Consider the following 16,905-nt stretch of genomic DNA (forward strand, 5'->3'; position numbering starts at 1 on the left):
CTGCGATGCACGACACTTCCGGTTCTCGACCACTGCAACCCCTGCTCACAACCCAGGTGTTGCAACGATCAATAGAACCCAAGAGGGGCAGCGCCCCAACCACTTAACCCACGAGCAGCACACAAAAAGGGCCCCGCCCAAAAAGGACGGGGCCCCAAAAACCAAGACGCTCTACGGCAAGCCGAGCTTCGCGCGGCAGCCGGGCCACGCCGAGTACCCACCACGGGCATCCCGAACCTTGGTAGCGATAGCGATCTGCTGCTCCCGAGAAGCCTGATGCGGCAACGCAGCGAACGCAGTACCACCGTTGGACCGCCAAGTACCAGCATCGAACTGCAGTCCGCCGTAGTACCCGTTCCCAGTGTTGATGGCCCAGTTACCCCCGGCCTCACACTGAGCAAGCCGATCCCAGGTCTCACCGTCCGGGGGCATCTTCGTCCCCTTGACGACCTTCTTGACCTTGGGCTCCTTGGTGACCTTGGCGCCCAGCTTCTCGCGCGCGATCTCCTTGCCGTTCTTGACAGTCACCCGGTAGGTGACGATCTGCTCGCCGGCCTCACCGGGGTCGAGCACCTTCTGCTCGCCACGCATCATGTTGGCGTCGGTGGTCTCCTCGACCGGCGGCGCAACAGGCTCGTTGGCGTTGATGACGGTGACGCCGGTGCGCGAGATGTGCACCTCGGCGCCGGAGGTGAGCTTCACGTCCACACCGGACGCGACGGCGTCCTCGGGGCCGAGCGTGAGGTTCTCGTTCTTCAGCAGCTCGTCGATGGTGACCGCGGTGGACTTGATCTCACGCGGCTCGTTGGCACCGTCGAACAGCTTGATGGTCTTGAGGGTCTTGACCTCGAGGTTCATGCCCTCGAGCGGCACGTCCTGGCCGGCGGGCGCGGAGAACCACGCGCCTTCGACGGGGACGCCCATCTGCTTGGCGGCTTCCTCGACGGTGACCGAGCGAACCCAGTCTTCCTTCTGCTGGCCGTCGACGCTCATCTTGAGCAGGCGGCCGCGGTCGAGGGTGATCTTGCCGCCGTCGGAGACGGTGGCGTTCATGGACGGCGACAGCACGTCGTGCTCGCCGACCTTGATGCCCTCTTCTTCGAGGATCTCGCCGACGGTCGACTCGTACGAGTGGACGGTGGCGGCCTTGCCGTCCACGTCGACGGTGACGGACTTGTCCATCGCCATCGCCGTGACACCGCCGCCGGACAGCGACACCAGCACGGTGGCGACGGCGGCCTTGAGGAAGCGGCGCTTCCAGTTGGTCGCGACCTCCACGATCGCGGCGGGCGCGTCGTCCTGGTCCTCCGCGGGGAAGACGAGGGGCGCCATGACGGTGGTCTCGGCGTTGATGAGCCGGATCAACTCGTCGACATCGACGTTGGCCGACGCGAGCAGGTCGTTCGCGTCCGGGCCGAGCACCTCGAGCACGTCCGCCGGCGTGATGCTCAACGCGTCAGCGGGAAAGCTCGGGTGATCCATCAGGCCGACAGCCGTCTTCGGGCTGTCGACGGGGGTGAACCAGTCCGTGTCCTCGTTGAAGTCGTAGGACTCGGACTGTCTTCCGCGTGTCACAGGGTCGATACCTCCATTGCGGAAGCTCGAGGCCACCGCACAGTTGGTGTTGACGCGATCATTCGAGTTGGAGCTCGAAGGTTCCCGGCAACGCCTCCTACGTGGTCTCGCGTCTTCTCGCTTCTGGCTGGGATCCCGCCCCGACTGCGGGCGTGCCGCGAAGCAACTAGCTACTTCGTGGCACGGTCACGGGACAGTAACGGGGTCGGGGACGTTGCGCAAACACCCCGGCAGATCTTGTGACCTGAGCCACCCCTTCGGTGGTGCAACGCCGTGCTCCGTTCGCACTACTCACCATTTGAGTCACCGAGGTCAAAGACTCGTTGGGCGTTTCGGGTGACCGCGGAAGAGAGTTCGTTCACATCTTCACAACGGAGCGTGGCGAGGTCCCGGACCGTGTACGCCACGCAGTAGGGCTCGTTCGGGCGACCGCGGTACGGATGGGGCGTGAGGAACGGCGCGTCGGTCTCGACGAGCAGCTGGTCCTGGGGCACCAGCTGGGCCGCCTCGCGCAACGCGCGCGCGTTGCGGAAGGTCACCGGCCCGGCGAACGACAGGACGAACCCGCGCTCGACGCACTTCCGGGCGAACTCCGCGTCACCCGAGAAGCAGTGGAAGACCACTGTGGACGGCGCACCTTCTTCGTCCAGGATCTGCAGGATGTCGTCGTGCGCGTCCCGGTCGTGGATCATCAACGGCTTGCCGACGCGCTTGGAAAGCTCGATGTGCCAACGGAAAGCGGCCTTCTGGGCCTCCGGTGGCGAGTAGTCCCAGTAGTAGTCGAGACCGGTCTCGCCGATGGCCACGACGCGGGACCCCTGCGCCAGCTTCTCCAGTTCAGCCTTCTCGGACTCACCGAACTGGGCGGTCCTGGTCGGATGAACGGCGACCGCGGCGAACACGCGGGAGTCCCATGTGGACGCCTCGGCCGCCCACCGCGCGGCGGCCATGTCGTCCGCGACGGTGATCACCCGCGAGACGCCGGCCGCGTTGGCCCGGTCCAGCATCTCGGCGACCAGAGCGGGCGTCGTCGCGCCGCACGCGTCGAGGTGGGTGTGCGCGTCGACCACCGGCACCGGAAGGGGTTCCGGCACCGGCGGTCGCTCTTTCGGCTGGCTCACTTGACGATCGGGGCCCACTCCGGCCCGGTCTCGCCCAGCTCGGGGTCGAGCTTCGCGAACAGCGGAGACGGCTTCTCCAGCGGACGGCCGACCTCGATCGGCGTCGACTCCCACTTGGCCTGCTCGCCCGCGTAGTCACCGGTGAGCACCGGGTAGGAGCGCTCGGGCACGTCGAGGTCGTCGACCTCCTGGATCTGCGGCTGCGCGGCCCACACACCCGTGCCACCCAGCGCCTCGTGCACCTTCTGCGCCGAGTGCGGCAGGAACGGCGTCATCAGCGTGTTCGCGTCCTGCACGACCTGCAGAGCGGTGTGCAGCACGGTGTCGCGCCGGTCCGGGTCGTCCTTGAGCTTCCACGGCTCCTGGTCGGACAGGTACTTGTTCGCCGCGCTGATGACCCGCATCGCCTCGGACGACGCCTGCTTGAACCGCGACCGCCGCAGGTGCGCGCCGACCGTGTCGAACGCGGCCTTCGACAGCCCGAGCAGCTCGTGGTCGGCCGTGGTCTGCGAGATCGGCTTCGGGATCGCGCCGACGTTCTTGTGCGCCATGGAGATCGAGCGGTTGACCAGGTTGCCCCACTCGTTCGCCAGCTCGAAGTTCGTCCGGCGGACGAACTCCTCCCAGGTGAAGTCGGTGTCCTGGTTCTCGGGACCCGCGACGGAGATGAAGTACCGCAGCGCGTCCGGCCCGAACTGCTTCAGGAAGTCCGTGACGTAGATGACCGTGCCGCGCGACGTCGAGAACTTCGAGCCGCTCATCGTCAGGTACTCCGACGACACGACCTCGGTCGGCAGGTTCAGCGTGCCGAACGCGCCCGCCTCGCCGCCCTTGTCGCCCGCGCCGTTCTGCCCGAGCAGCAGCGACGGCCAGATCAGCGAGTGGAAGACGATGTTGTCCTTGCCCATGAAGTAGTAGCTCTGGGCGTCACCCGTCCAGAACTCCTGCCAGGCATCGGGGTTCCCGCTGCGCCGCGCCCACTCGACGCTCGCCGAGAGGTAGCCGATCACCGCGTCGAACCACACGTAGAACCGCTTCATCGGCTGCTCGCGCCACCCGTCGAGCGGGATCGGCACACCCCAGTCGAGGTCGCGGGTGATCGCGCGCGGCCGCAGGTCCTTGATCAGGTTCTGGCTGAACTTGAGGACGTTCGGGCGCCACTCGGTGCGGGTCTGCATCCACTCGCCGAGCGAACCGATGAACTGCGGCAGGTCGAGGAACAGGTGCTCGGTCTCGACGAACTTCGGCGTCTCACCGTTGATCTTCGAGCGCGGGTTCTTCAGGTCGGCCGGGTCGAGCTGGTTGCCGCAGTTGTCGCACTGGTCGCCGCGCGCGCCGTCGTAGCCGCAGATCGGGCAGGTGCCCTCGATGAAGCGGTCGGGCAGCGTGCGGCCGGTCGACGGGCTGATCGCGCCCAGCTCGGTCTTCGGGATGACGTACCCGTTGCGCCACAGCGACAGGAACAGCTCCTGCACCACCTGGTAGTGGTTGCCGGTCGTGGTGCGGGTGAACAGGTCGTAGCCGAGTCCGAGGCCCTGGAGGTCCTCGGTGATCACGCGGTTGTACTTGTCCGCGAGCTCACGGGTCGTCAGGCCCTCTTTCTCGGCCTGGACCGAGATGGGCGTCCCGTGCTCGTCGGTACCGCTGACCATGAGCACCCGGTGTCCGGACATTCGCATGTAGCGGGAGAAGACGTCGGACGGGACACCGAATCCGGAGACGTGACCGATGTGACGGGGGCCGTTGGCGTAAGGCCAGGCCACCGCGGTCAGTACGGGGGCACTCATGGGCACAGCCTAGAGAGCCCCCGCCATCACCTTTTCACTGCATAGGACAGGTCAGTTCCACCACTGCTGGTTCCGCCCGTCCCAGCAGTCGTAGACCATCACCCTGGCCCCGTTGGCCGCGCCCGCCTCGGCGTCCAGGCACTTGCCGTTGGCGGAGTTCTTCAGCTGGTTGCCCTCCCAGACCCACTTCTGGTTGTTCCCGCCCCAGCAGTCGTAGAGCGTCACGGCGGCACCGCTGCCCCCGCCCGCTGCCGCGTCGAGGCACTTCGTGTTGGCCGCGTTCTTCATCTCGAGCGGCGTGCAGTTCTGGCTCTTCAACCGCTGCGACCGGCCGACCCCGACGGTGACCTGCCAGCCGTTGAACTCCGACCGCACGGTGTTGGACGGGCTGGTGCGCCATTGCTGGAAGTGCAGGTGCGGGCCGGACGAGTTGCCGGTGCTGCCGACCTTGCCGAGTTGAAACCCCTGGTAGACGTTCTGACCGTTGCCGACCGACGGTCTCTCGATCATGTGCAGGTACGTCGTGCCCCACCCGTTCGCGTGGCTGATGTTGACCATCCAGCCGCCACCGCTGTCCCAGCCCGCGAAGGTCACCCGCCCGGCGGCCGCCGCGACGATCGGCTGACCGTTCGAGCCGCCGCCGACCTTCGTGAAGTCGAGGCTGTTCGGGTTCGGGCTGTGGTCGGAGCGGGTCGCGGCGACCCACTCCTGGCCGCAGGCGAACGGCAGGAGGAACGGCGGACGTTCGTCCGCGTGTGCAGGGACGACGAGAACGGTCGACAGGGCGAGGAGAGCGAGCACCGGGCTCGACCACTTGATGTTCATGGCGTTGAGTGTCAGATGACGCTGTGCGACGAGTCGATGACGTTTAGTCAGAACTCAACGTCGAATCAGGGGGCTTGGCATGGCCGGGGACTTGCGCATCCACTTCACCAGCGAGGACCTCGCGAAGCTGCGGCTCGCGACCGCTCCCGACCCGCTCTGGGAGCTGGTGCTGAGCGCGTACTCGCTGCGCGATCCCGGTCCGGCGCTCGACGTCGTCGCGTGGCGCGGGCAGGCGCGGCGGGAGCTCGCGAGCAGACCGCTGTCCGGCGGCGAGCGGATGCTGGCAGAGCTCACCCGGCCCGGCGCGTTCCCGGACTTCCTGACCCCGCTCGCGGCACTCGACGGCTTCGACGCCGGACTCGACGCGGTCCGGTCCACACCGGACCACCAGCTCCGCGAGGAGATCGCGCACATCGGCACGCAGCGCGCGCTTCCGGCGTGGGCGCGGGATCTGGGTGACCACATGAGCGCACTGACCGACGGGCTGCGGACGTACTTCGACGCGGTGATCCAGCCGCACTGGCGGACGGTCCGCGCCCGGTGCTGGAGACCGCGTACCTGGTCGACCGGGAGATCCACCTGGACGGCCGGGGCCTGCTGCTGATCCCGTCGTACTTCTGCTGGGGCGCGCCGGTCACGCTCGTCGACGTCGCCAGATCGACGCCGCTGCTGGTCTACCCGGTCGAGCACGACCTGGCCGTCACGCCGGGACCGCTCTCGGCGTTGATCGGGCGCACGAGGTCCGAGCTGCTGCACCTGCTGGCGGGCGCGCACCTCACGACCGGCGAGCTCGCGCGGCGGCTCGACGTCACCGCGGGCAACATCAGCCAGCACACCAGGGTGCTGCGGGAAGCCGGGCTGATCACCACGTGCAGACATGCGAACCTGGTCGTCCACACGGCCGCGCCGCTCGGCCGCCGCCTGCTCGACCGATGAGAACGTAGGGGGACGGGGTGTCCGCGACCAGGATGCTGGTGCTGGGGGTCGTGCGGCTCGCCGGCGAGGCACACGGCTACCAGGTGCGGCGCGAGCTGCAGAGCTGGTCGGCGGACCGGTGGGCGAACGTGCAGCCCGGCTCGATCTACCACGCGCTGAAGTCGCTGGCCAAGGACGGACTGGTCGAGTCGACCGGCACCGAGGAGGGCGGCGACGGCCCGGCCCGCACGATCTACCGGATCACCGACGCGGGCTCGCACGACCTGATCACGATGATCAGCGACGCGCTCGTGAACGCGGGATCGGCGCCGGACCAGCTCAGCGCGGGCGTCGCGCTGATCACCCTGCTCCCCCGGCGGCAGGCGATCGTGCTGCTCGAACACCGGCTGGCCGGGCTCGAGGCCCAGGTTCCCGCGATGGAGCACGCCGTGGGCTCGTACCCGGACATGGGCAAGCCCGCGCACGTCAGCGAGCTGGCCCGGTTCTGGCTCGTGAGCATCGAGGCGCAGGTCAAGTGGACGAGTGAGCTGCTGGAACGGCTCAGGGCGGGCGAGTACGACCTCGTCGACTAGTCAAACTTGACGAGTTGCCCTAACCTCTAATCAAATTTGATTAGAGGGGGTTTCGCATGATCAAGGCACGCGGGCTCGCGCGCCGCTTCGAGACCAGGCAGGGACCGGTCGAGGCCGTGCGAGGGGTCGATCTCGACGTCGCTGAAGGGGAGCTCGTCGGGTTCCTCGGTCCGAACGGCGCGGGCAAGTCCACGACGTTGCGCATGCTCACGACGTTGCTGACGCCGACGGCGGGCGAGGCGCTCGTCGCCGGGTGCGACCTGCTGACCGACCCGGCCGGGGTGCGCGAGCGCATCGGGTACGTCGGCCAGCAGCCCGGCGGCGGCCAGGACCAGCGCGTCGGCGAGGAGCTGGAGCTGCAGGGCCGGTTCCACGGGCTGTCCCGGCACGAGTCGAGGCGCCGAGCCGCCGGCCTGCTGGAGCGGCTCGACCTGACCGGGCTGGAGAAGCGGCTGGTCGCAACGTTGTCGGGTGGCCAGCAGCGCAGGCTCGACATCGCGATGGGGCTGATCCACCGGCCGGCGCTGGTGTTCCTCGACGAGCCGTCCACCGGGCTCGACCCGCAGAGCAGGCGCAACCTGTGGGAGCACATCAGGGGGCTCGGCGTGACGGTCTTCCTGACCACGCACTACCTGGACGAGGCGGACTTCCTGTGCGACCGGGTCCTGGTCATCGACCACGGCGCGATCGTCGCCGAGGGCTCGCCGGACGAGCTGAAGAACCGCGTGTCCGGCGACCTCGTCGTGCTCGGCACGCCGCAGGCCGCGCGGATCGCGCCTCGGTTCGACGGCGCGACCGTCGACGGTGACGTGGTCAGCTTCCGCGTCCCGGACGGCGACCGCGCGCTGCCGTCGTTGCTCCGCTCGCTGGACGCGGACGGGGTCGAGCTGCGCTCGGTGCAGGTGCACCGGCCGACGCTCGACGACGTGTTCCTGACCATGACCGGCCGCTCGCTGCGGGAGGACGACCGTGCTGCGTGAGATCTGGCTCGTGTTCCTCCGCTCGCTGCGGCCCGCGCTGCGCAGCCCCGCGATGATCGTCGTCGGGCTGGCCCAGCCGCTGCTCTACCTGGGCCTGTTCGGCCCGCTGCTCGGCGACGACGGCTGGCAGTGGTTCGTGCCCGGCCTGCTGGTGCAGATGACGTTGTTCGGCACCGCGTACGCGGGTTTCTCGCTGATGCCCGAGATGCACGCGGGTGTGCTGGAGCGGCTCCAGGTGACGCCGGTCAGCCGGGTCGCGCTGCTCGTCGGCCGGGTGCTGAAGGACGTGGTGCTGCTGGTCGTGCAGGCCGTGCTGATCGTGCTGGTGGCGCTGCTGTTCGGCTTCGAGACGTCGGTCGGCGCGGTGCTGCTCGGCATCGGGCTCGTGGCGCTGCTCGGCGTCGCGGTCGGCTCCGTGTCCTACGCGGTCGCGCTCAGGGCGAAGTACGAGTACGTGCTCGCGTCGGTCATCTCGTCGACCGTCGTGCCGCTGATGCTGCTCTCGGGCGTGCTGCTGCCCATGTCGAACGGGCCGCGCTGGCTGTACTGGCTCTCGCGGGCGAACCCGCTGAGCCACGTCGTCGACGCCGAACGCGCGATCTTCACCAGCGGCTCGGTGCTGCTCGGCCTGGGCGCGACCGTGCTGCTCGTGTGCGCGGCCGTCCTCTTCGGCACCCGCACCTTCCGCCGCGAAGCCGCCTGAACGCCATGAGGGGAGCTTTCCGAGCGGTCAGCGCTGGGAAAGCTCCCCTCACGGCACCGCGGTGAGGAAGTCCAGGACGAGCGGGCTCGCGACGGCGCGGAACTCGTCGAAATAGGCGTGCCGCGCTCCTGGGAGCACGTGCAGCCGGGCGCCGGGGATGCGGCTCGTGAGGAGGGGAGCGTTGGCGGCCGGGTTGAGCAGGTCGTCGCTGCCGTGCACGACCAGGGTCGGTGCGCTGATGCCGGGCAGGAGGTCCCACGCGTCGTGCCGGTTGCTGGCCACCAGGTGGTGACGCTGGGCGTGGGCGGGCATGGCCGGGTCGCCGAGCACCTGGTACGGGCCGAGGTGGGTCGCCAGCCAGGCCGGGGTGTACATCAGCTCGAGCAGGGCCTGCCGCGCCGCACCCGGTTGCTGCTGCACCAGCGACCTGCGCACGTCGTTGTCGCGTTCGACGCCGTGCGAGCCACCGGGCGACGTGCAGCCGAGCACCAGTGCGCGCACGCGGTGCGGATGGCGGGCCGCGAGGTGCTGGGCCACGCGTCCGCCCATGGACGTTCCGTACACGTCGGCCCGGTCGACACCGAGGTCGTCGAGCACGGCGATCACGTCCTGCGCGAAGCCCTCGGTGCTGTGCGGCCGGTCGGGCTTGTCGCTCTCCCCCGTGCCGCGGTAGTCGAGCGTGACGGTGCTGCGGGCGGCGTGGAAGTCGTCGCGCACCCCGTCCCACCAGTGGTGGTTGTTCGCCTGGCCCGCCAGCAGCACGAGCGGCGGCCCCTCACCCCGGACCTGATAGGCGATGCGGACCCCGTCAGGCGTGGTGGCGTGGGTGCTCAAGGGCTCTTCACGGCCGCGTCGTAGAGGGCCTTCTTGCTGACGCCCGCAGCCTCCGCCACCTCGGCGGCGGCGGACTTCAGCCGTTCACCGTCGGCGGCGCGCTGCTTGACCTCGGCGACCAGCGTCGCCATGTCCGGCGCCTCGGACGGCGGCGCGGGCGCGAGCACCACGGTGATCTCGCCGCGCACACCCTCGACGGCCCATTCTGCGAGCTCGGCGAGGGTGCCGCGGCGGACCTCCTCGTAGGTCTTGGTCAGTTCGCGGCACACCGCGGCCTGCCGGTCCGCGCCGAGCACGTCCACGGCGTCGGCCAGGGTGTCCGCGAGCCGGTGCGGGGCCTCGAAGAAGACGACCGTGCGCGGCTCGGTCCTCAGCGGCTCGAACCAGCGCTTGCGTTCGCCCTGCTTGCGCGGCGGGAAGCCGTCGAACGCGAACCGGTCGGACGGCAGCCCGGACACGGCGAGCGCGGTCGTCACCGCCGACGGGCCGGGCAGGCAGGTGACCACGATGTCCTCGGCGACGCAGGCGGCGACGAGCCGGTAGCCGGGGTCGGACACGCTCGGCATGCCCGCGTCGGTGACGAGCAGCACGGTCTGGCCGCCGTGCAGCGCCTCGACGAGGCCGGGCAGCCGCGCGGACTCGACCTGGTCGTAGAAGCTGATCACCCGTCCGGACGGCTTGACCTGCAAGGCGTTGGCCAGCGAGTGGAACCGCCGGGTGTCCTCGGCGGCGATGACATCGGCGGTCCGCAGCGCGTCGACGAGACGTGCGGAGGCGTCGCGGATGTCGCCGAGCGGGGTGGCGGCGAGGACCAAGCGGCCTGATCCAGATACGGGACTCACGTGGTTCACCCTACGATCGGCGGCGTGACAGTCCTCGTACCGCCAGGCGAGCTGACCGAATCCGTCGAGGAGCCCCGCTCCGACCGCGCGGCCCAGCTCGACCTGCCGATGCCCGCGAACCGCCTGCGCGGCTGGCTGGTGACGCTGGCCGTGACGCTGATCGGCGCGGTCGTCCGGTTCTGGAACCTGGGCTACCCGACCGACAAGGGCACCCCGATCTTCGACGAGAAGCACTACGTGCCGCAGGCGGCGCAGGTGCTCCGCAACGGGGGTTACGAGGACAACCCCGGCTACGAGCTGATCGTGCACCCGCCGTTCGCCAAGCAGCTCATGGCGATCGGCGAGGGGATCTTCGGCTACGACGGGCTCGGCTGGCGGTTCGCGTCCGCCGTCGCGGGCACGCTGACGATCCTGCTGATCGTGCGGATCGCCCGCAGGCTCACCCGGTCCGACCTGCTCGGCGCGATCGCCGGTCTGCTGCTGATCGCGGACGGCGTGTCGCACGTGCAGTCGCGGATGGGGATGCTGGACATCTTCCTGGCGCTGTTCGTGGTGATCGCGTTCGGCTGCCTCGTGGTGGACCGGGAGCAGGTGCGGTCGCGGCTGGCCGTCGCGGTGCGCGAGGGATTTGTCGACAACTCCCCTTATGGACCCTGGCTCGGCTTCCGCTGGTGGCGCTTCGGCGCGGGTGTCGCACTGGGACTCGCGGGCGGCGTGAAGTGGTCCGCGCTCTGGTACATGATCGCGTTCGGTCTGCTCTGCCTGGTGTGGAGCGCGACGGCCCGCCGTGCGGCGGGTGTCGAGCGGCCGTGGGCGGGTGCGTTCGCGAAGGACCTGCTGCCGTCCGTCATCGCGCTCGGACTGGTGCCGGTCGCCGCGTACATCGCGACGTGGACGCCGTGGATGGCCAGCGAGACCGGCATCGACCGGCACGTCGTCGGCACCAAGGTCGAGGACATCTTGTGGATCCCGGATCTGCTGCAGTCGCTCTGGTACAACGCGAAGACCGTCTTCAAGTTCCACACCGAGCTCGTGACGTCCGCGACGAACCGGCACCCGTGGGAGTCGAAGCCGTGGACGTGGCCGATGGGCCTGCGGCCGATGCTCTACTACTGGGAAGGCACCGTGCAGGGCTGCGGTGCCGCGACCTGCGTCGGCGCGATCATGCTGATCGGCACGCCCGCGATGTGGTGGCTCGCGTTCCCGGTGATCGGCTGGGCGCTCTGGCGCGCGTTCGGCAAGCTCGACTGGCGCTACGCCGCCGTCCTCGTCGGGTACATGGCCGGGCTGCTGCCGTGGTTCCTCAAGGTCGACCGGCAGATGTACTTCTTCTACGTCACGCCGATGGCGCCGTTCCTCGTCCTGATGATCACGCTGGCGCTCGGCGAGATCCTCGGCCGGGCCAGTGCCGGATCCGAACGCCGCGGCACCGGTCTGCTCGTGGTCGCGCTGTACCTGGGACTGGTCGTGGCGAACTTCGTGTGGCTGTGGCCGATCCTGAACGGCGACCCGATCACGAACGAGCGGTGGCAGCAGGAGCTGTGGCTGCCTAGCTGGCGCTGATCTCCAGTGCGCGCTCCTTCGTGAGCTCGCCCTGGAGCCGGTAGGTCACGCCGTCCTGTTGCCAGAGCAGGGTTTTCCCGGTGCTGCGCGCTTCCTCGCGGTGCCAGGCGCCTTTGGGGTCGATGTAGAAGACCTCGTGCGGGCGCGGGATCCAGTACTTGCCGTCGACCGCCTCGACGTCCGACTGGTTCACGACCTTGCCGATGATCGACTCGAACGTGCCGTCGAACTCGTCGAGCAGCACGTCCCCGTAGTGCAGCGTGACGAACCGTCCATCGTGGACGGTGACCTTCTGGGGCTCGCCAAGGGTCTTGGGCACGCGGATCTCGAACTTCACGAGGTTGCGCGCCTCGTCGAGCGACACCTCGCGCACTCCGAGCGGCGGCGGCGTCGGCGTGCGCGGCGCCTCGGTGCGGAACTCGATGCCCGCGAACTCCAGCAGCTCGACCACACCGGCCCGCACCGCCGGTGACACGGCGATCGCGACGCCGAACGCGGCCACCGCGGCGACCAGCGCACCCCACCACCGGCTGGGCGGCGGCTCCTTCGCGATCTCGGCGCGCACGGCGTCCGCCACGTCCGGCGGTTCCGGGACGTGGATCTTCGGTGCGAGGTCGCGCAGGGCGGCCTCGACGTCGTCAGTCACGGGCCACCTCCAGCAGCGGTCGCAGTTTCGCCAGCGCGCGGGACAACCGCGACTTCACGGTGCCCTTGGCGATGTCCAGTGTCTGCGCGGTCTCGGCCTCGGTGAGGTCGAGCAGGTATCGGCACGTGACGACCTGCCGGTCCTTCTCGGGCAGCTGCTCGAGAGCCTGGAGCAGTCGTGCCCGCGAGTCGTCGACCAGCTCGGCGGGGTCGTTGTGGTCGACGGTGTCGGTCGTGTTGTGGACGCGCAGCTCCATCAGGTTGCGGCGCTTGCGCGCCCGGTGCAGGTTCTTGGTCTCGTTCGCGACGATGGCCAGCAGCCACGGCCGGAACGTCGCACCCTCGCGGAACGTCGACAGCTTGCGGAAGCCCTTCACGAACGCCTCCTGCACGATGTCCGCGGCGTCCGCACCGGCACCGAGCAGGTACGCGGTCCGGTGCGCGAGCGCGGTGTACCTGGCGACCAGCACGCCGTACGCGTCCAGGTCACCCCGCTGGGCTCTCGCCACCGCCTCTTCGTCGTCCGTGATGTCTTTCCTACACCGGGAACCGCGACCTGGTTCCCGGTGTATCCGCAGCATGAGAATCGTCGCGCTGGTGTTGCTCCTGCTGCTGGTCACGCCTCCCGCGCACGCGGGCGGCTGGGCCGTGACGTACGTCGATCCGGTGGCCGCGGTGGAACCCGGCCGCGCCCACACCGTCGGGTACTGGGTGCTGCAACACGGCACGCACCCGTACGAAGGAGATCTCGGGACGACCGGGCTGAAGTTCGCGGGCGGCTCGGGGGAACCCGTGCTGTTCAAGGGGGTTCGGCTGCACGAGACCGCGCACTACGCCGTCTCGTTCGCGCTGCCGGCCGGGAAGTACCGGGTGTTCGGCGTGCAGGGGTGGTTCGCCGACCACGAGATCGGGACGCTGACCGTTCCTGGGACGCTGGACATCAAGCCCGTCGAGCGCGGCGAGATGATGCCGTGGCCGGACGCGGGGAAGACGTGGGGTGAGGTTCGGCCACCGCTGCCCGCCGGCCTCATTCCGGCCGTTCCCGTTCCGCAGCCCGCCGCTTCGGTGACCCCGACGGCCCCTGAGCCGTCGGAGCGGCCGATCTGGGTGGTCGCGGGGGTGCTGGTGGCGCTGGGCGGTGCCTTCTGGCTGACCCGGCGGTTGCGTTCGGGCAAGGCTTAGGTGAGTGGTGAGGCGATCGGCGGAAACCGCCTCACCACCCTTCGCGAGGCGTCGCCCGAACGACGCCCGATGGCTTGCCACCGGGGACTTCGTTGAGCGTTGAACAACCGTTACGGACCGGGCGCGAGGTTCACCCGTTCGGCATGTGCCTGGTCGGAGGCGGGACGGGCTTGGTGATCATCGTGGTCATCGGCCCCTCCTTGCTCACGCCGCTCTGGTCGATCCACCGGGTCAGCTCACCGCGCACGGTCGCGAGCGCCGGCCGCTTGCCGGGGTCCGGGTCCAGTGCGGCGAGCAGCAGCCTGGAGTGGGCGCTGCGCTGCGGCAGCTTCGTGCACGGCTCGCCCTGCGCGGCGGCCATGAGCGACGAGATCGGGTTCTCCCGCGACCCGCGCGGCGGCTGGCCGGTCAGCGCGTAGCTGATGGTCGCGGCGAGCTGCCACGAGTCCGACGACGGGGTGGCCGCCTCGCCACGCGCCGTCTCGGGCGCGAGGAAGTCCGGCGTGCCGACCATCATGCCGGTCGCGGTGAGCGTGCTGTCGCCCTTGGAGCGGGCGATGCCGAAGTCGATCAGGTGCGCGGTGCCGGTCAAGTCGACGAGCACGTTGGAGGGCTTCACGTCGCGGTGCAGCACGCCCCGCTCGTGCGCGGCGGCGAGTGCGTCGGCCATGGTGGCCCACAGGCGCGCGGCCATCGCGTCCTCCAGCAGGCCGTTGCCGAGCACGACCTCGGACAGCGACTTGCCGTCGATGTACTCCATGACCAGTGCGAGGCCGTCCGGGTCCTGGACGATGTCGTAGACCCGCACGCAGTTCGGGTGCCGCACGGCCGCGAGCGCCCTGGCCTCGCGCAACATGCGCTGCTCGGTCTCGTTGTCCGGCGCGTGCGCGAGCTTGATCGCGACCGTCCGGTCCAGCTGCTCGTCGACGGCGAGCCACACGGTGCCGAACCCGCCCGAGCCGATCTCGCGGACGCGGCGGAACCGGCCGTTGCCCGGATTCCAGACCTTGCCGGACTTCTGCGCGGGCGCGGGGCTCTGCGCGTTCGCCGCACCCGGCCCGAACGGCAGCGGGCCCGGCGTGTCCGCGAGCGCGGACGGCTGCGACGGCTGGGGCGACTCCGCCACCCGCGTCTGCGGGTACTGCTTCGGCTGCACGACGGGCTGCGGCACCGGCTGCTGGACCGGCGTCATCGGCCGGTTCATCGGCGCGGGCTGGTACGGCGGGATGTGCGCCGGCTGGTACGGCGGCGGCTTCTGCTGGCTCGACTGCTGCGCGGCGGGCTGCACCCGCGTCGGCGGGTACTGCTTCTGCTGGTTGCCGTGCTGCTGGTTGCCGTGCTGGTTGTTCTGGTGCGGCTGGTTGCCGTGCTGGTTGCGCTGGTTGTTCTGGGGCAGCGGCGAGGGCTGGGGTGAGCGCGCGGCAGCGGGCTGTGGCTTCTCGCGGTCGCGGCCGGGGCGGTTCAGCATGGCGGTAGTCAACCCGAAAATCCGAACGACGATTGAGCCGATTATCGCAATCGGGAAGAACCCGAGGAGTACGTGACCCACGAGCGTGACCGGAAGAGCACTCGTAGCGAGCAACAGCACCAGGAACGGCAGCCAGAACACCCGGCGCGGCCAGTTCGGGCCGAGCCGGAACGCCGAGCCCGCCTGGAGCATCACGAAGATCAGGCAGAGCAGCGCCAGCACCGCCATGGCCGCGGCGGCCGCGATGAACAGCTGCGCGCGTCCGGGGTGCTGGATGACGTTGAGGATCGACGGCGCGCCGTCGACCAGGTACCGGCCCTGCGTGACGACGTCGAAGCAGGTCGACTCGTCCAGCGTGTTCGCACCCGGCAGGGCGCGGGTCTGCAGCAGCTCGGTGGCGTCCCGCAGGATCAGCCAGGGCAGCACGAGGCAGGAGGTCACGCCGACGACCGCGAAGATCGCGCCGACGACCGGGCCGTAGGAGTTGCCGACCATCCGCCTGATGGCGATGGCGATCAACGCCCCCACCGTGGGGAACACGCCCAGCGCAGCCCCCAGCGCGGTGGTGGTCCACACCCAGTCGCCGGGACACACGGGCACACCGGCGAAGCCGTGCAGCCACGTGAGCAAGGACTCCGCGAGCCCCACGACCGTTCACCACCCTCCAGGTACGTCCCCAGCCTAGGCGTGGTTAGAGCTTACGGTGCGTGATTGGTCTGCGGTCATGACCACAGCAACCTCGTACCGGTCCACACCTCTACATGGATTACGGGTAAATAGACGCTCGGGACGCCCCGTGTTGCTGCACCGCTCTGTAACGAATCGGATCCGCGCCAAATGGGACGGGATGACCTGCGGTTGTTCCGAACGGACTGACGATCGTCTCGGATGGCCGCACTTCCTGGTGTGGTCTGTACCAGACGTGGAAACCTCCGCCGCATGAGAATCGCGGCACTGATCGCCACACTCACCGCAGTCGCGGCCGTCGTCCCCGGCACCGCACAGGCGGACCCGACGACGATCACCGTCGGCCCTCGACCGGAGAGCATCACCAGGGGCTGGGACGGCAAGTACTTCGTGTCCATCCAGGGCGTACCGGACCTCGGCCGCAACGACGGTGAGATCCGCACCGTCAACCCGGCGACCGGCGAGGTGAAGACGTTCGCGACGGGCCTCGACAACCCGCGCGGCCTCGCGTTCACCCAGAACCACCTGGTGGCCACGGACACCGACAAGATCTGGCTGATCGACAAGACGGGCACCAAGCGCCTGCTCGCGTCGGCCGCCCAGTTCCCGCACCCGGCCGAGTTCTTCAACGACGCGGCACCCGCACCGGACGGCGTCTACGTGACCGAGATGGGCGCGCGCACGAAGATGCGCGACCCCAACGGCTTCCTGTGGCCGACCGACAGCCAGCAGGCGCTGGACATCCCCGCGCTCGGCCGCGTCTACAAGATCACCCTGACCGGCCGGATCACCGAGGTCGTCAGCCCGTCCCGCAAGAACCTCGTCATCAACGGCACCGCGCCCAGCCGCAGGCCGGGCCACCTGCTCGTCGGCGAGTTCTTCTACGGCAACGTCGTCGAGGCCAACATCGCGACCGGTCAGCGCACCGTCATCGCCACCGGCTTCCGCGGCATCGACGGCATCGAGCAGGGGCACGACGGCACGATCTACGTGTCGTCGTTCGACAACGGCGCCGTTTGGAAGATGGACCGCTCCGGCGAGAACCCCAAGGTCCTGCTGAAGGACGTCGGCCGGTCCAGCACCGCCGACTTCTACCTCGACGAGCGCGGCGGGCGTCTGCTCGTGCCGGACACCTCGCACGGCACCGTGATCGTCGTCCCCATCCGGTAGGACCTGACGCCCCGA

At 69.4% G+C, this 16,905-nt stretch carries 17 protein-coding genes; 8 read left to right on the forward strand and 9 right to left on the reverse strand.

Annotation, left to right across the window (positions count from 1 at the left end):
* Nucleotides 1-171: 171 nt before the first annotated feature.
* The 4 genes from FKR81_RS21930 to FKR81_RS21945 form a co-directional block, all read right to left on the reverse strand.
* On the reverse strand, nt 172-1,482 hold the full coding sequence (locus FKR81_RS21930; RefSeq protein WP_146354234.1) for a resuscitation-promoting factor: 1,311 nt from the start codon (nt 1,480-1,482) through the stop codon (nt 172-174).
* 380 nt (nt 1,483-1,862) lie between these two features.
* Nucleotides 1,863-2,669, reverse strand: a complete 807-nt coding sequence (locus FKR81_RS21935) for a TatD family hydrolase (RefSeq protein WP_146354004.1) — start codon at nt 2,667-2,669, stop codon at nt 1,863-1,865.
* A gap of 23 nt (nt 2,670-2,692) precedes the next feature.
* Entirely contained in the window at nt 2,693-4,483 is a 1,791-nt protein-coding gene (metG, locus tag FKR81_RS21940) for a methionine--tRNA ligase (protein ID WP_146354005.1), read from the reverse strand.
* Between the two features lie 51 nt (nt 4,484-4,534).
* Entirely contained in the window at nt 4,535-5,308 is a 774-nt protein-coding gene (locus FKR81_RS21945; protein WP_146354006.1) for a peptidoglycan DD-metalloendopeptidase family protein, read from the reverse strand.
* Between the two features lie 79 nt (nt 5,309-5,387).
* Between FKR81_RS21945 and FKR81_RS44375 the strand changes: the two genes are divergently transcribed.
* Genes FKR81_RS44375 through FKR81_RS21965 form a run of 5 tightly spaced genes read left to right on the forward strand, consistent with a single transcriptional unit; the run spans nt 5,388 to nt 8,499 of the window.
* The gene (locus tag FKR81_RS44375) at nt 5,388-5,912 is read left to right on the forward strand and encodes a hypothetical protein (protein WP_222598361.1); all 525 of its coding nucleotides are present in this window, start codon (nt 5,388-5,390) and stop codon (nt 5,910-5,912) included.
* The gene (locus FKR81_RS44380) at nt 5,849-6,244 is read left to right on the forward strand and encodes an ArsR/SmtB family transcription factor (RefSeq protein ID WP_222598362.1); all 396 of its coding nucleotides are present in this window, start codon (nt 5,849-5,851) and stop codon (nt 6,242-6,244) included. Before FKR81_RS44375 ends, FKR81_RS44380 begins: the two co-directional genes overlap by 64 nt.
* Before the next feature lie 17 nt (nt 6,245-6,261).
* Nucleotides 6,262-6,816 (forward strand): PadR family transcriptional regulator, encoded by a 555-nt coding sequence (locus FKR81_RS21955; RefSeq protein WP_146354007.1) that lies wholly within the window; start codon nt 6,262-6,264, stop codon nt 6,814-6,816.
* Nucleotides 6,817-6,872: 56 nt separating this feature from the next.
* On the forward strand, nt 6,873-7,796 hold the full coding sequence (locus tag FKR81_RS21960) for an ATP-binding cassette domain-containing protein (RefSeq protein WP_146354008.1): 924 nt from the start codon (nt 6,873-6,875) through the stop codon (nt 7,794-7,796).
* A complete protein-coding gene (locus FKR81_RS21965) occupies nt 7,786-8,499 on the forward strand; it encodes an ABC transporter permease (protein ID WP_146354009.1) in 714 nt (237 codons plus the stop codon). The genes FKR81_RS21960 and FKR81_RS21965 overlap by 11 nt, the downstream gene beginning before the upstream one ends.
* 48 nt (nt 8,500-8,547) lie before the next feature.
* Here the strand turns inward: FKR81_RS21965 and FKR81_RS21970 are convergent, their stop codons facing one another.
* Together FKR81_RS21970 and rsmI are read right to left on the reverse strand one after the other, a co-directional pair.
* Nucleotides 8,548-9,333, reverse strand: a complete 786-nt coding sequence (locus tag FKR81_RS21970; protein ID WP_146354010.1) for an alpha/beta fold hydrolase — start codon at nt 9,331-9,333, stop codon at nt 8,548-8,550.
* Nucleotides 9,330-10,175, reverse strand: a complete 846-nt coding sequence (gene rsmI, locus FKR81_RS21975; protein ID WP_146354011.1) for a 16S rRNA (cytidine(1402)-2'-O)-methyltransferase — start codon at nt 10,173-10,175, stop codon at nt 9,330-9,332. The genes FKR81_RS21970 and rsmI overlap by 4 nt, the downstream gene beginning before the upstream one ends.
* A gap of 24 nt (nt 10,176-10,199) precedes the next feature.
* On the opposite strand from rsmI, the gene FKR81_RS21980 reads away from it, so the two are divergent.
* Nucleotides 10,200-11,738, forward strand: a complete 1,539-nt coding sequence (locus FKR81_RS21980; protein ID WP_407936541.1) for a dolichyl-phosphate-mannose--protein mannosyltransferase — start codon at nt 10,200-10,202, stop codon at nt 11,736-11,738.
* On the opposite strand, the gene FKR81_RS21985 is transcribed toward FKR81_RS21980, so the two are convergent.
* Together FKR81_RS21985 and FKR81_RS21990 are read right to left on the reverse strand one after the other, a co-directional pair.
* Nucleotides 11,725-12,384, reverse strand: coding sequence for a hypothetical protein (locus FKR81_RS21985; RefSeq protein ID WP_146354012.1), 660 nt, complete (start codon nt 12,382-12,384; stop codon nt 11,725-11,727). The two genes, FKR81_RS21980 and FKR81_RS21985, sit on opposite strands and share 14 nt — an antisense overlap.
* Nucleotides 12,377-12,892 (reverse strand): RNA polymerase sigma factor, encoded by a 516-nt coding sequence (locus FKR81_RS21990; protein ID WP_222598363.1) that lies wholly within the window; start codon nt 12,890-12,892, stop codon nt 12,377-12,379. The genes FKR81_RS21985 and FKR81_RS21990 overlap by 8 nt, the downstream gene beginning before the upstream one ends.
* Nucleotides 12,893-12,962: 70 nt before the next feature.
* Here FKR81_RS21990 and FKR81_RS21995 point away from each other — a divergent pair, with 70 nt between their 5' ends.
* The gene (locus FKR81_RS21995) at nt 12,963-13,565 is read left to right on the forward strand and encodes a hypothetical protein (protein ID WP_146354014.1); all 603 of its coding nucleotides are present in this window, start codon (nt 12,963-12,965) and stop codon (nt 13,563-13,565) included.
* A gap of 130 nt (nt 13,566-13,695) precedes the next feature.
* Here FKR81_RS21995 and FKR81_RS22000 read toward each other — a convergent pair whose 3' ends face one another.
* Nucleotides 13,696-15,681 carry a serine/threonine-protein kinase gene (locus FKR81_RS22000; protein ID WP_235921694.1) on the reverse strand — a complete coding sequence of 662 codons (1,986 nt, stop codon included), beginning with the start codon at nt 15,679-15,681 and terminating at the stop codon, nt 13,696-13,698.
* A 291-nt stretch (nt 15,682-15,972) separates the two neighbouring features.
* On the opposite strand from FKR81_RS22000, the gene FKR81_RS22005 reads away from it, so the two are divergent.
* Nucleotides 15,973-16,890: an SMP-30/gluconolactonase/LRE family protein gene (locus tag FKR81_RS22005; RefSeq protein ID WP_186763102.1), complete on the forward strand. Its 918-nt coding sequence runs from the start codon at nt 15,973-15,975 to the stop codon at nt 16,888-16,890.
* Nucleotides 16,891-16,905 lie beyond the last annotated feature (15 nt).

The organism is Lentzea tibetensis, assembly GCF_007845675.1.
In the GTDB taxonomy this organism is placed as follows: domain Bacteria; phylum Actinomycetota; class Actinomycetes; order Mycobacteriales; family Pseudonocardiaceae; genus Lentzea; species Lentzea tibetensis.